Origin of the sequence: Burkholderia sp. Bp8984 (genome assembly GCF_003853755.1) — a bacterium.
In the GTDB taxonomy this organism is placed as follows: domain Bacteria; phylum Pseudomonadota; class Gammaproteobacteria; order Burkholderiales; family Burkholderiaceae; genus Burkholderia.
Genome location: NZ_QTQN01000002.1, coordinates 148,385 through 161,201, shown reverse-complemented (window position 1 = coordinate 161,201; position 12,817 = coordinate 148,385). Strand labels below are relative to the sequence as shown.

At 67.6% G+C, this 12,817-nt stretch carries 12 protein-coding genes; 6 read left to right on the top strand and 6 right to left on the bottom strand.

From position 1 onward, the window contains the following. The first annotated feature begins 195 nt into the window (after positions 1 to 195). Positions 196 to 489: a hypothetical protein gene (locus tag DID98_RS02790; RefSeq protein ID WP_124486226.1), complete on the top strand. Its 294-nt coding sequence runs from the start codon at positions 196 to 198 to the stop codon at positions 487 to 489. Positions 490 to 581: 92 nt separating this feature from the next. Here DID98_RS02790 and DID98_RS02785 read toward each other — a convergent pair whose 3' ends face one another. The 4 genes from DID98_RS02785 to DID98_RS02770 form a co-directional block, all read right to left on the bottom strand. Beyond that, on the bottom strand, positions 582 to 812 hold the full coding sequence (locus DID98_RS02785; protein WP_044843684.1) for a hypothetical protein: 231 nt from the start codon (positions 810 to 812) through the stop codon (positions 582 to 584). Between the two features lie 97 nt (positions 813 to 909). Next, positions 910 to 2,019, bottom strand: a complete 1,110-nt coding sequence (locus tag DID98_RS02780) for a class II histone deacetylase (protein ID WP_124570169.1) — start codon at positions 2,017 to 2,019, stop codon at positions 910 to 912. A 16-nt stretch (positions 2,020 to 2,035) separates the two neighbouring features. Continuing rightward, complete coding sequence (locus DID98_RS02775; protein WP_124570168.1) at positions 2,036 to 3,256, bottom strand: MFS transporter; 1,221 nt, start codon at positions 3,254 to 3,256, stop codon at positions 2,036 to 2,038. Between the two features lie 22 nt (positions 3,257 to 3,278). Beyond that, a complete protein-coding gene (locus DID98_RS02770) occupies positions 3,279 to 4,325 on the bottom strand; it encodes a porin (protein WP_124570167.1) in 1,047 nt (348 codons plus the stop codon). A gap of 302 nt (positions 4,326 to 4,627) precedes the next feature. Here DID98_RS02770 and DID98_RS02765 point away from each other — a divergent pair, with 302 nt between their 5' ends. Beyond that, a complete protein-coding gene (locus tag DID98_RS02765) occupies positions 4,628 to 5,773 on the top strand; it encodes a helix-turn-helix transcriptional regulator (RefSeq protein ID WP_124486230.1) in 1,146 nt (381 codons plus the stop codon). 101 nt (positions 5,774 to 5,874) lie between these two features. Further along, a complete protein-coding gene (locus DID98_RS02760) occupies positions 5,875 to 6,873 on the top strand; it encodes a 2-dehydropantoate 2-reductase (RefSeq protein ID WP_124570166.1) in 999 nt (332 codons plus the stop codon). 232 nt (positions 6,874 to 7,105) lie between these two features. Here the strand turns inward: DID98_RS02760 and DID98_RS02755 are convergent, their stop codons facing one another. Together DID98_RS02755 and DID98_RS02750 are read right to left on the bottom strand one after the other, a co-directional pair. Then, positions 7,106 to 7,555, bottom strand: coding sequence for a MarR family winged helix-turn-helix transcriptional regulator (locus tag DID98_RS02755; protein WP_124486232.1), 450 nt, complete (start codon positions 7,553 to 7,555; stop codon positions 7,106 to 7,108). 62 nt (positions 7,556 to 7,617) lie between these two features. After that, positions 7,618 to 8,763, bottom strand: coding sequence for a glycerate kinase (locus DID98_RS02750; protein ID WP_124570165.1), 1,146 nt, complete (start codon positions 8,761 to 8,763; stop codon positions 7,618 to 7,620). 387 nt (positions 8,764 to 9,150) lie between these two features. Here DID98_RS02750 and tig point away from each other — a divergent pair, with 387 nt between their 5' ends. From tig to clpX, 3 genes are all read left to right on the top strand, one after another. Then, positions 9,151 to 10,497, top strand: a complete 1,347-nt coding sequence (tig, locus tag DID98_RS02745) for a trigger factor (RefSeq protein ID WP_124570164.1) — start codon at positions 9,151 to 9,153, stop codon at positions 10,495 to 10,497. A 140-nt stretch (positions 10,498 to 10,637) separates the two neighbouring features. Beyond that, the gene (gene clpP / locus DID98_RS02740; RefSeq protein WP_006496351.1) at positions 10,638 to 11,291 is read left to right on the top strand and encodes an ATP-dependent Clp endopeptidase proteolytic subunit ClpP; all 654 of its coding nucleotides are present in this window, start codon (positions 10,638 to 10,640) and stop codon (positions 11,289 to 11,291) included. 164 nt (positions 11,292 to 11,455) lie between these two features. Beyond that, on the top strand, positions 11,456 to 12,727 hold the full coding sequence (clpX, locus tag DID98_RS02735) for an ATP-dependent Clp protease ATP-binding subunit ClpX (RefSeq protein WP_006754177.1): 1,272 nt from the start codon (positions 11,456 to 11,458) through the stop codon (positions 12,725 to 12,727). Positions 12,728 to 12,817: the final 90 nt, after the last annotated feature.

Here is a 12,817-nt window from a genome sequence, read left to right as displayed (position 1 = left end):
CACGAAGTCGAACGGGCTCCGCCCAGGACCGTTCAAAAAAGCGCTGCCGGTCGGCTGACCGGCAGCGCTTTTTTGTTGATGACGATTTTCGCCGATACACGGCTCCTGTCCAGCGCACGGAAATTCGGGTCGCGTAGCGCGTATCATCTCTTCATTACAGTTCCTGTACGCAGCGCTCCCTGCCAAGGACCGTCCATGAAGAAGAACATCGCACACACATCGATTGCCGTACTCACGCTCGCGCTGGCCGTACCGGCATCTGCCACGACGGCCGCCGACAACGTCGCGTGGAGCGCCAGGTCCGTGCAGACCGGCGCAGCCTCCCCGGAGTGTTCGGCCTATTCGGGCCGGCTGATTTCGAGCGGGGTGTCGCTGTCGGGCGAAACCGTCCTGAAATCGGTCGGCACGGCGCTGCTCGGTTCCGCACTGGGTTTCGCCAGCGGGTATCAGGGCGCGGTTCCCAACCCGTGTCGGCACGCGGGCTTGTGAGCGGCCGGGAGCGGACCGCCAATATTGCTACCGCATTTGATGAAAGGCGCCGCGCGTCGACCGACCGCGGCGCTTTGTCGTTCGGCGCGCGCCTAGTCCCAGAAACTCCGCACCGCGACCGCCACGATCACCGGCACCGAAAACACCAGCGGAATCGCGAAATACTGCGCTTCGCGATCGACGATCCAGCTATAGATCAACCACGCGACGCCGATCGCGAACGTGACGAGGCCGACCAGCACCGCGGCGATATTCAGGGCGAGCTTCGAAGGCTGGCGGCGCGCTTTGTCGTTGGTGTCGGGTTCGCGCGGAGACGATTTCATCTGAAGAGGGGCCCGGGCCTGGCAGGTATAAAAGCACAGGAAACCCCATCCGCACCGATCGCGCAAGGGCCGGCCCCATCTCGTTGGTGAGCGCGCGTTACAACCCGAACGACACGGCCAGTTCGTCGAGCAGCTCGCGCTGGAACGTGACGAACCGCTCGCCCGGCTGCTGCGCGATCGCGAGGTCGAGCATCGGATCGGCGACCTCGGTGCGGATGCCGGCCAGTTCCTCGACGATCGCGAGTCCGCAGAACGGCACGTAAGCCTCCGAATAGCCGCCTTCGTGCACGATCACGAGCCGTCCGCCGCAGTGGCGCCGTGCCGCCTCCTTCACCGCCCGCGTCATGTACCGGTAACTGTCGGTATGCAACTGCATGCGCGCGAGCGGGTCGACCGCGCTGGCATCGAGACCGCTCGCGACGACGATCAGCTCCGGCCGGAATCGTTCCAGCGCCGGCAGCACGATCCGCTCGAACGCATGGCGATACGCGTCGTCGCCGCTGCCCGCGAGCAGCGGCACGTTCAGGTTCGCGCCGACGCCCGCGCCTTCGCCGCGCTCGTCGCCGCCGCTGTAGCCGGGCGGAAAGCAGCGGTCCTGGTGCAGCGAGATCGTCAGCGTGTCCGGATCGTCGTAGTAGATCGACTGCGTGCCGTTGCCGTGATGCACGTCCCAGTCGATCACCGCGACGCGCTCGATCGCATGCTTCGCGCGCGCGGCCTCGATCGCGATCGGGATGTTCGCGAGCAGGCAGAAGCCCATCGGGCGATCGCGCAGGCAGTGATGGCCGGGCGGGCGCGACAGCGAGAACGCGTTGGCCGCATGCCCGCCGACGACCGTGTCGACTGCCGCGATCGCGAGGCCGGCGGACAGCGCGGCGATCTCGTAGCTCCCTTTGCCGAACGGCGCGAGATCGCCGAGGTCGCCGCCGTTCGCATCGCTGAGCGCGCGGAACGCGTCGAGATAGCTCGCCGGATGAATCCGCAGCAGATCGCCGGTGGTGGCCGGCGCGGCACCGCGCAGGTCGAGGTGAGCGGCAAGGCCCGACGCCTGCACGAGCGACAGGAAGCGCCGCTTCGAATCGGGCGATTCCGCGTAGCCGGCGCTCGATGGCGGCTGGACCCAGCCGCCGACCGGGAAGAACAGCGCGTGCGTGCCGCCGGTGTGCCAGAACGTGCGTTCGTCGGTGAAGAAGGCAGTGCGATTCATGGATGTGCTTGACCTGTCACGGTTGGAAGGAAACGGCAGCCGCGGCAATCCGCGCGCGGCGATCGATATGGCGCAGCGCGGCGAACGACGCGATCGCGACGGCAGTGGCGGCCGCGAACAGCGCGTGCATCGTGCCGCCGGCATCGAGCAACAGCCCGGCGAGCAGCGGGCCGGCCGCGAGGCCCGCACCGATCACGAAATTGAGCGTCGCGACGAGGCGCCCGGACGTATCGATCTGTGCGACGGTCGCGAGAATGAACGGCAGTACGAACGTCCACGCGAACTTGAACGCGAAGATCGCGGCGCTGTAGCCGCGCGCATGCGGCAGCGCGGCGAGTGCGACGAGCGACGCCGCGAGCAGCGCGTAACCGGTGGCCAGCATCGTGCGCCGCGCAAGCCGGCCGCCCGCGCAGGATGCGAGCGCCGCGCCGGCAATCCCCATCACGCTCGCGATCGCGAGCACGTTGCCGGTCGCTTGCGGATCGAGTCCGGCTTCCGCCGCCGCGCGGCTCGCGAAGGTCCACACGCTGCCGATCGCGAGATAGAACGTCAGCACCGCACCGATCGCGAGCGCGACGAAGCGCTGCGGCGTATTCGTCGCAGCGCCGCGCGCGGCCCGCGCCGACGCGCTCCGCGCACCGAGCGTCGCCGGAAAGCCGCGCGACAGCGGCGCGGCAAGCAGTGCGAGCACGGCCAGCGCGACGTACAGCGCGCGCAGCCCGAACCCGGCGAACACGTGCGGCAGCACGAACAGGCCGATCGCGCCTGCGATCAACTGGCCGACGACCCAGAGGCCGTACACGCGATCGCTGTTCTCGCTCGTGGCCGCACTGGTCATGCAGAGCACCATCAGCGAGCCGCCGCCGAGCGCGGTGACGGCACGCAACGCGAGCAGCGTGACGAAGCCGGGCATCCACAGCGCGGTCAGGAGATTGCCCGCGCCGAACAGCGCGATCGCGCAGGCGGCAACGCGGCGCGCATCGACGCGGCCGAGCCACAGGTACGACGGCACGGTCGCGAGGCTGAACGCACCGAGTTCGACGAAGAAGTAGGTGCCGATCTGCGACGCGGACAGCCCGAGCTGTGTCGCCAACTGACCGGCGACGGCCGGCGCGACGAGCAGCAGCAGCGGCGTGATGGCCGCGAACACGACGAGGGCGACGAGCGTCGAGCGCGCGAACCGCGACGCGCGGCCGTCGGACGGCAGTGCTGCATCGGTGGAGCAAAGGGTTTTCATGGCTGGATCTCGCTGGACGGAATCAGAACAGGTGGTACATGCCGACCATCGCGCCGAACTGCGATGCGCCGGCGAGCGGTGTCGGGTCGTATTCGTAGACGGTCTGCGAACTCTGGCCGCTGTTGCGCGCATAACCGAGGTTCAGGTAGGCGACGGTGCGTTTCGACAGCGCGTAGGTGGTGCTCGCGATGAACAGCGTCGGGCGCCCGATCGCCGGCGCGTGCGAATCGGTGTGGTAGACGCCCGCGTTCAGCCCGATTCCGCCCGACGTCAGGTAGCGCGCGCCGCCCCAGACGATCGTGCGCGCCGCATCGAGGTCGCCGGTCAGGCGTTCGACGCCCGCGTAGACGGTGAGCGGCAGCGTCGCGAACGCATAACGCGCGGCGAGCGTGCCGAGCTCGCGGCGGCGCGCGGACGCGTCGCCCGCCGCCGACGCGTCGCCGTGCGCCTGATGCAGCACCGCGCTGACCGACAGCCCGTTGCTCGTGTACTGGCCGCCGAGTTCGAGCACGCGCCCGGCGCGCGTATTGCCCGCGACGCCGGCCGTCGCGGCAAGGGCCTCGACATCGAAGCCGGCGAACGCCGGCGACTGGTACTTGATCGAGTGGTCGATGAAGTTCGCGTTCATCGGCACGAGCACACCCTGGCCGCTGTACGACGCGTACCACAGCGGGTCGTAGAACAGCGTCTTGTCGAACAGCACGCTGAACTGCCGGCCGAGCGTGACGGTGCCGACGGGCCCCGCGATGCCGACGTACGCGCCGCGGAAGAACGCGTAGCCGGGGACGGTCGCGGTGCCGTCGTTGATGTTGAGACCCTGTTCGAGCTTGAACAGCGCGCGCCAGCCGCCGCCGAGATCCTCGGTGCCCTTGAGCCCGACCTGCGACGGCAGGATGCCGTAGTTCTGCAACTGCACGGCCGCGTGCCGTCCGTCGGCATGCGTCAGGTACTGCACGCCGGCGTCGAGCGCGCCGTACAGCGTGAGGGTCGATTGCGCGTGTGCGGCGAAGCTGCACGCAGCGAGCGCAGCGGCGGCCATCGCCGTGCGGATGAAGCGGGGTGTCATCACGTGGGGTTCTCCATACCGTCCTGCGTCGTTTGTCGCTGGTGTTGTCGCGACGCAGTGTCCGCAGCGGGAAAACCGGCGAACAGTCGTGCAGATGAACGGTATGGAAAACCCGCGGTGCACGGCATGGACACGCCGCGACGCCGCGGCGCGGCGTGCTGCGCGGCAGCAACGGGCGGCGTCCCGTTCAAATGGATGGGGCTGTCGTGTACTCCGGCGGCGGCGCCCGCCAAAAATGCCGGTCGCTATAATCGGCCGGTCTGCGTTGCGCGCATCAGCGGCCCGATCGGGCAGGGGAGCGGAAGGTGAGGATCACGACGGATATCGGGCAGGATCTCGACGCGTTGCGCGACGTGCCGGCCGCGATCGTGCTCGAGGAATCCGCCTGGCCGCCGCTGCCGCCGCGCCGCGCCGATTTCGACGGCGTGACGCGCGGCGACGCGGCGCGGCGCGAACTCGGCCTGATGCTGCTCGATCTGTACGCGCTCGCCGCGCAGTCGGGCATCGGCGAATTCGAGTGCCGCTTCTTTTCGCTGCTGCAGGGGCTCATCCCGTTCGACGCCGCGTGGACCGGCGTCGCGACGCACGTGCCGACCGGCCCCGTGATGCACAACAGTTTCCTGTACCGTCTGCCGCATGCGTTCTTCAGCGACTGGAAACGCGTGCGCGACTGCGATCCGCTCGCGCAGCGCACGCTGCTCGGCGCGCACGGTCGCGCGGTGCGATTGTCGGTCGTCGAGCCCGGGTTCGACGCGCGGTTTCGCGACTGGTGCGTGAAGTACGGGCTGGCGCAACTGATGTGCGTGTGTACGCTCGACCGCCGCTTCGGGCTGACGACGTTCATGTCGATCTACCGCCAGGGCCTGAACCGTCCGTTCAGCGACGACGACGCGAGCCGCTTCGAGGAAGTGATCCCGCATCTGGCGGCCGCGCTGACGATCAATCGCGCGGCGCAGCTCACGCGCGAGCGCGGCGACGCGGTGGCGCCGGCGGCGCGCGCGCTGTGCGACAACTTCGGCGTGCTGCATCACGCCGATCACGGCTTCGACGACGTGCTGCGCACCGAATGGCCGGCGTGGACGGGCCCGCGCGTACCGGAGCCGCTGGTCGCGCACGTGCGGCGCCAGTCGGGCCAGCCGTTCATCGGCGATGCGTTGCGCATCCAGTGCGTGCCCGTCGCGGGACTGTTCCAGATCGAGGCGCGGCCGCGCTCGCTGCTCGACCGGCTGAGTCCGCGCGAGCTGGCGGCGATCCGCTATTACGGTGCCGGCCGTTCGCACAAGGAGGTGGCGCAGCAGATGGCGATTTCGCCGACGACCGTGCGTCACTACCTGCGCTGCGCGTACCGCAAGCTCGGCATGCACGACAAGAGCCAGATCGCCGGCGTGCTCGGCGCGACGGGCGGCCCGACCGACGACGAGCCGGTGGAGGCGGGTGGCGCGGCGCGCTGAATCGCTCGTGCCGGCATCGGCATGCGGGTGCTGGCATGAATGGTTGTATCCGCAACCATTGAGCGTTATGCTCGTCAGCTCCTGGTAGACGGATTTCCATCATGAACGACACGAATTCAGGGGCGGTGCGCGCGGCGGTGGTCGGTGTCGGCGCGATCGGCGGGTTGCTCGCGGCCGCGCTGTCGCGGGCCGGCATGACGGTGAGCGCATTCGCGCGCGGTGCGACGCTCGATGCACTGGACACGCACGGCGTGCGCGTGATCGACGAGGCGGGCGTCATGTCGTCGGTCCCGGTGCGCGCGAGCGACGACGCGGTTGCGCTCGGCGTGCAGGACTACGTGGTGATCGCGCTGAAGGCGCAGGCGCTGCCGGCGCTGGCCGCGCGCATCGCGCCGCTGGTCGGGCCCGGCACGGTGATCGTCGCCGCGATGAACGGGCTGCCGTGGTGGTTCACGCACGGGCTCGCGGGCCCGCTCGACGGCGTGCCGCTCGACGCGGTCGACCCGGCGGGTGCAGTCTCGGCGGCGTTGCCGCCCGCACAGGCGATCGGTTGCGTCGTGCACCTGTCGTCGAGCACCGATGCACCGGGTGTCGTGCGCCGCGGCCGCGGCAACCGCCTGATCGTCGGCTCGCCCGACCATCGGCTCGCCGCGCCGACCGCGCGGTTCGCGGCGGCGCTTGCCGCGGGCGGCTTCGACGTCGAGTCGACGCCGGCGATCCGCACCGAGATCTGGGCGAAGCTGTGGGGCAACATGAACATGAATCCGTTGAGCGCGCTGACGGGGTCGACCGCCGAGCAGCTGCTCGACGATCCGTTCACGCGGGATCTCGCGTTGCGGATGATGGAGGAGGCGGCCGCGATCGGCGCGAAGCTCGGCCTCGATGCGGGGATGAGCGGGCCGGAGCGGATTGCCGTGACGCGCAAGCTCGGCGCGTTCAAGACATCGATGCTGCAGGATTTCGAGGCCGGGCGGCCGCTGGAAATCGGGCCGATCCTCGGTGTGTTTCCGGAACTGGGGCGCAAGCTCGGCGTGCCGACGCCGTATTGCGACGCGGTGCTGGGGTTGCTGCGTCAGCGTGCGGCGAACAGCGGGCTGTAGCGGAGGGAGAGCGCGGCGGCGATGGCCGGCATGCAGGGAAGAATGACGAAACGGCGAGCGATCGCCCGGGCCGCCGCCCACGCTTGCGCGACTCGGGCGGCCCGCGGGATTCATCCGAATAAATCCGGGTAAAGCGGCAGGCGCCTGAAACATGTGCGCGGCCGCAGCGATTGCAGCCCATGCCGCACCTTCGCGATAGGGGCGGCGCCGACTACGCCCGCCAAGAAGCGGTTCAGTCGTCGCGTTCGATCGCGCTCGCGACCACCTTGTCGAGCAGCCGCTCGAACGTCTGGCGCTCGCTGTCGGACAGGCACGCGAGCAAGCCTTCATTCCACTTGCGCACGATCGGCATGATCTTGCGATGCAGCGCGCGGCCGTCGGTGGTCAGCGCGATCAGCACGATCCGGCCATCCTCCTCGCTCGCGCTTCGCTCGAGCAGCCCCTGGCGCAGCAGCGCTTCCGCCGCGCGGCTCGCCTGGCTCTTGTCGAGATTGGTGTGGCGCGCGAGATCCATGATCGAAAACGGACCGAAGGCGCCGACGGCGGCGATCACGCGCGCCTCGGGCAGCGAGATGTCCAGCTTGTGCCGGTACACGTCGGCGATCCCGCGGTCGGATCGCTTCGCGAGCGCATGGAGGCGATAGGTCAGAAACTGGTCGAGCCCGGCTTGTCGGCCTTTCATGTCGAATCCTGAAGAAAAAGGGCGGGCCCGATTGTTCCTGTATCGCGCGCTCGGGTCAACGGTCAGTGTGCGCCGTACTTCAGCCGTGTCAACTGTTCCGCTTCGTTCGCGAGCAGGTTCGCCGCGTCGCGGATCGCGACGTCGAGCGTGATCGGGCCGGGCGCCGGCGAGAAGCAGCCGGAAAAGTGTTCGGACAGGCGCGGCAGCGCGGCCGGGTCGACCGCGCCCGACAGCAGCGACGCGGGCACGCCCGCGACCCGCGCGTGGCGGCACGCGATGAACGGCGCCTTGCCGTGCAGCGTCTGCACGTCGGAGCGGCCTTCGCCGGTGATCAGCCAGTCGGCACCGGCCAGTGCCGCATCGAGCCCGACCTGCCGCGCGACGACTTCCGCGCCGGCTTCGAACTGCGCGCCGAGCATGTGCAGCGCGAAGCCGAGGCCGCCCGCGGCGCCGGCACCGGCCAGGTCGCGGCAGCGCCGGTCGAGCGCGGTCTCGAGCAGGTCGGCGAAATGGCCGAGCGCGGCGTCGAGGGTCGCGACCTGCGCGGGCGTCACGCCCTTTTGCGGACCGAACACCGCGGTTGCGCCATGCGCGCCCGTCAGCGGGTTGTCGACGTCGGACATGCCGATGAATTCCGCGTCCTGCAGGCGCGGATCGAGCCCCGCCGCGTCGATCCGCGCGATGTCGGCGAGTCGTGCCGGCACGGGTTCGACCGGCTGGCCGGCCGCGTCGAAGCATTGCAGGCCGAGGCCCGCGAGCAACCCTGCGCCCGCGTCGTTGGTGCTGCTGCCGCCGAGCGCGACGAAGAAGCGGCGCACGCCCTCGTCGAGCAGCGTGCGGATCGCCTCGCCCATGCCGCGCGTGCTGCGTGCGTCGACCGGCACGCTCATGCCGACCGCATCGGTAATGCCGACGATCTCGGCCGTCTCGACGATCGCGGTGCGCGCGTCGATCACGCCGACCGCCGCATCGCGTGCGGCGAGCGACGCGCCGGCCACCTGCAGCGTGCGCCGCGTACCGCCGCCCGCCAGCATCGCGTCGAGCGTGCCTTCGCCGCCGTCGGCCATCGGGCAGCAGCGCACGACCGCGTCGGGCCGGGCGCGGCGGATGCCGGTGGCGATCGCGTCCGCGACCTGCTCGGCGGAAAGCGAGCCTTTGAACGAATCGGGCGCGATGACGACGACAGGCGCGGACGGGTGTTGCGGCATGGTGTCTCCGGAAGGCGTGATTGGTGTGAAGAATGGCGGCCGCGGCCGCGGCGCACCTTCAATCGGAGCTTACAGGATGGCGGGCCCGCGGTGGATACGGCGTTCGGCATAGCGGCGATCCGCGCGCATCGCCGCGCGCGGGAGCGGGCGGCACCGCGGGTGCGCACGGTTGTCGTGCCGATCTGGCGGTATGAGGAAGATTGTTTGCTAGAATAGTCGATTCTTCCGGCCAAAGCCGTGCTCCGAGCCGCTTGCGCTAGCCATCCGGCGCGTGCAGGGATGGCGTGGCGCTCCGGCGCGGCGTGTGCGTGAGACGCACCTCATGCCGCAGGCAGGCACGGCAAGGAAAACCCGATTCGCTCGAATAATTTTAGGACGATTGAAGCCATGGCTAACGTTGTTGAGAACCTCGGCAAGCTTGAACGCCGCGTGACGATTTCCCTGCCGAAGGACACCGTGCAGAAGGAAATCGACGCCCGTATCCAGAAACTCGCGAAGAACGTTCGCATGCCGGGTTTCCGCCCGGGCAAGGTGCCGCTGAAGATGGTCGCCCAGCAATACTCGGGTCAGGTCGAGGCGGAAGTGCTGAGCGACAAGATCGGCCAGGAATTCTTCACGATCAGCCGCGCGGAAAACCTGCGCGTCGCCGGCCAGCCGAGCTTCGAGCCGAAGCAGGAACAGGCTGAAGATGCGTACGCGTTCGACGCGACGTTCGAGGTCTACCCGGAAGTGAAGATCGGCGATCTGGCGACGGCTGAAGTCGAGCGCTCGACGACGTCGATCGGCGACGCCGAAATCGACCGCACGCTGGACATCCTGCGCAAGCAGCGCGTGCACTACCACGCTCGCGGCGAAGCCGGCGAGCACGGCGACGGCGGTGCGGACACCGCAGCGAAGAACGGCGACCGCGTGACGGTCGACTTCGTCGGCAAGATCGACGACGTCGCGTTCCAGGGCGGCACGGCCGAAGACTTCCCGTTCGTGCTCGGCGAAGGCCGCATGCTGCCGGAATTCGAAACGGCGGCGCTCGGCCTGAAGGCCGGCGAACAGCGCACGTTCGAGCTGAAGTTCCCGGACGACTACCACGGCAAGGACGTGGCGGGCAAGACGGCGCAATTCACGGTCACGATGAAGAAGATCGAATGGCCGCACCTGCCGGAAATCGACGCCGAATTCGCGAAGTCGCTCGGCATCGAAGACGGCGACCTGACGAAGATGCGCGCCGAAATCAAGGAAAACCTCGAGCGCGAAGCGAAGCGTCGCACGCAAGCCATCGTCAAGAACCAGGTGATGGACGCGCTGCTGAAGATTTCCGAACTCGACGTGCCGAAGGCCCTGATCGAACAAGACCAGCAACGTCTCGTCGAAATGGCTCGCCAGGATCTGGCGCAGCGCGGCGTGCCGAACGCGAAGGACGCACCGATCCCGGCCGAGATGTTCGCCGAGCAGGCGGAGCGTCGCGTGAAGCTGGGCCTCGTGCTGGCCGAGCTCGTGAAGTCGAACGGCCTCGAAGCGAAGCCGGAACAGATCCGCGCGGAAGTCGACGAGTTCGCGAAGAGCTACGAAGACCCGAAGGAAGTGGTCCGCTGGTATTATTCGAACCAGCAGCGCCTCGCCGAGATGGAAGCGTTCGTCGTTGAAAGCAACGTCGTCGACTTCGTGCTGGGCAAGGCAAAGGTGACGGACAAGGAAGTGAGCTTCGAGGCACTCGCGAGCGCATCGGCGCAAGCGTAAGTGTTGCTCTAGCGGCGTGCCGGCTGTCGGAGCGACGGCCCGCACGCCGTTTTTACGTCAAGCGCACGGTTGCCATTAATATGGCGATTGAGCGGGCGGCTTCCCTCCGTTCAATTTTCCATTCGAACAAGGTTCATTGAATGATCACTCGCGCTGAATTGCTGGACATGCTTGCTTCGAACGCGCCGCAGGGTTTCGAGGCGCAAGCGCTGGGGCTGGTGCCGATCGTCGTCGAAACGAGCGGCCGCGGCGAGCGTTCGTACGATATCTATTCGCGTCTCCTGAAGGAGCGCCTGGTGTTCATGGTCGGCGAAGTGAACGACCAGACCGCCAACCTCGTGGTCGCGCAATTGCTGTTCCTCGAGAGCGAGAATCCCGACAAGGACATCAGCCTCTACATCAACAGCCCGGGCGGCTCGGTGTCGGCCGGCATGGCGATCTACGACACGATGCAGTTCATCAAGCCGGACGTGTCGACGCTGTGCATGGGTCTCGCGGCCAGCATGGGCGCATTCCTGCTCGCGTCGGGCGCGAAGGGCAAGCGCTTCGCGCTGCCGAACTCGCGCGTGATGATTCACCAGCCGCTCGGCGGCGCACGCGGCCAGGCGTCCGACATCGAGATCCAGGCACGCGAGATCCTCTACCTGAAGGAACGGCTGAACAACCTGCTCGCGCAGCATACGGGCCAGGACGTGGAGCGCATCGCGCGCGACACCGACCGTGATAACTTCATGTCGAGCGAGGACGCGAAGGCTTACGGGCTGATCGATCAGGTGCTGCTGAAGCGCCCGTGAGCTTAAGTGGGGTGCCGCCCCGATTTGCGCGGCGCCCCTGCAACGTCCCGAGTGCCCTGAGCATCTGCGGCAAGCGCATCCAGCCGACTCCGGTCGCGCCCTAGGCGCGGCGTTCGGAGCATTCGGCGTATCATGTCATCTACCTGTCCGGAGGCTCTACATTCATGGCGGACAAAAAAGGTTCGAACAGCGAGAAGCTGTTGTATTGCTCGTTTTGCGGGAAGAGCCAGCATGAGGTGAAGAAACTCATCGCGGGCCCGTCGGTATTCATCTGCGATGAGTGCATCGACCTCTGCAACGAGATCATTCGCGACGAGGCGGCTGCCGCCGGCGTCGAGGCCAGCCTGTCCCGGTCGGATCTGCCGAGCCCGCAGGAAATTCGCGACATCCTCGATCAGTACGTGATCGGCCAGGAGCGTGCGAAGAAGATCCTCGCGGTGGCCGTGTACAACCACTACAAGCGCCTGAAGCATCTCGACAAGAAGGACGACGTCGAGCTGTCGAAGAGCAACATCCTGCTGATCGGCCCGACGGGCTCCGGCAAGACGCTGCTCGCGCAGACGCTCGCGCGGTTGCTGAACGTGCCGTTCGTGATCGCCGATGCGACGACGCTGACCGAAGCCGGCTACGTCGGCGAGGACGTCGAGAACATCATCCAGAAGCTGTTGCAGAACTGCAACTACGAGGTCGACAAGGCCCAGCGCGGGATCGTCTACATCGACGAAATCGACAAGATCAGCCGCAAGTCGGACAACCCGTCGATCACGCGCGACGTGTCGGGCGAGGGCGTCCAGCAGGCGCTGCTGAAGCTCGTCGAGGGCACGATGGCGTCGGTGCCGCCGCAGGGTGGCCGCAAGCATCCGAACCAGGATTTCATCCAGGTCGACACGACCAACATCCTGTTCATCTGCGGCGGCGCGTTCGACGGCCTCGAGAAGGTGATCACCGATCGCACCGAAAAGACGGGCATCGGCTTCGGCGCGACGGTCAAGAGCAAGCAGGAACGCGACGCGGGCGAAGTGCTGCGCGAAACGGAACCGGAAGACCTGATCAAATTCGGTCTGATCCCCGAATTGATCGGCCGTCTGCCGGTGGTCGCGACGCTCGGCAAGCTCGATGAAGCCGCGCTGATGAAGATCCTGGTCGAGCCGAAGAACGCGCTCGTCAAGCAGTATCACAAGCTGTTCGCGATGGAGCGCGTCGAGCTGGAAATCCGGCCGGGCGCGTTGCAGGCAGTCGCCCGCAAGGCGATCCGCCGCAAGACCGGCGCGCGCGGCTTGCGTTCGATCATCGAACAGGCGCTGCTCGACGTGATGTACGAGCTGCCGGCGATGAAAGGGGTCAGCAAGGTCATCATCGACGAGAACGTGATCGATGGCGACGGCAAACCCCTGCTGATCTATGAGGACACGCCGAAGGTGGCGGGTTCGAACTGACCGGCTTGCCGACGATGTTCTGCGAAAAAGGCCGTTCATGAGATCGTGGGCGGCTTTTTTTCGTTTATCTTGTGGGTAACTCTGACTCGA

Coding starts and splice junctions, on each gene's coding strand:
- DID98_RS02750 (WP_124570165.1), bottom strand. CDS start 8,763: ATGCCGCAACACCCGTCCGCGCCTGTCGTCGTCATCGCGCCCGATTCG.
- DID98_RS02775 (WP_124570168.1), bottom strand. CDS start 3,256: ATGAAAACCCTTTGCTCCACCGATGCAGCACTGCCGTCCGACGGCCGC.
- DID98_RS02785 (WP_044843684.1), bottom strand. CDS start 812: ATGAAATCGTCTCCGCGCGAACCCGACACCAACGACAAAGCGCGCCGC.
- DID98_RS02760 (WP_124570166.1), top strand. CDS start 5,875: ATGAACGACACGAATTCAGGGGCGGTGCGCGCGGCGGTGGTCGGTGTC.
- tig (WP_124570164.1), top strand. CDS start 9,151: ATGGCTAACGTTGTTGAGAACCTCGGCAAGCTTGAACGCCGCGTGACG.
- DID98_RS02780 (WP_124570169.1), bottom strand. CDS start 2,019: ATGAATCGCACTGCCTTCTTCACCGACGAACGCACGTTCTGGCACACC.
- DID98_RS02755 (WP_124486232.1), bottom strand. CDS start 7,555: ATGAAAGGCCGACAAGCCGGGCTCGACCAGTTTCTGACCTATCGCCTC.
- clpX (WP_006754177.1), top strand. CDS start 11,456: ATGGCGGACAAAAAAGGTTCGAACAGCGAGAAGCTGTTGTATTGCTCG.
- clpP (WP_006496351.1), top strand. CDS start 10,638: ATGATCACTCGCGCTGAATTGCTGGACATGCTTGCTTCGAACGCGCCG.
- DID98_RS02790 (WP_124486226.1), top strand. CDS start 196: ATGAAGAAGAACATCGCACACACATCGATTGCCGTACTCACGCTCGCG.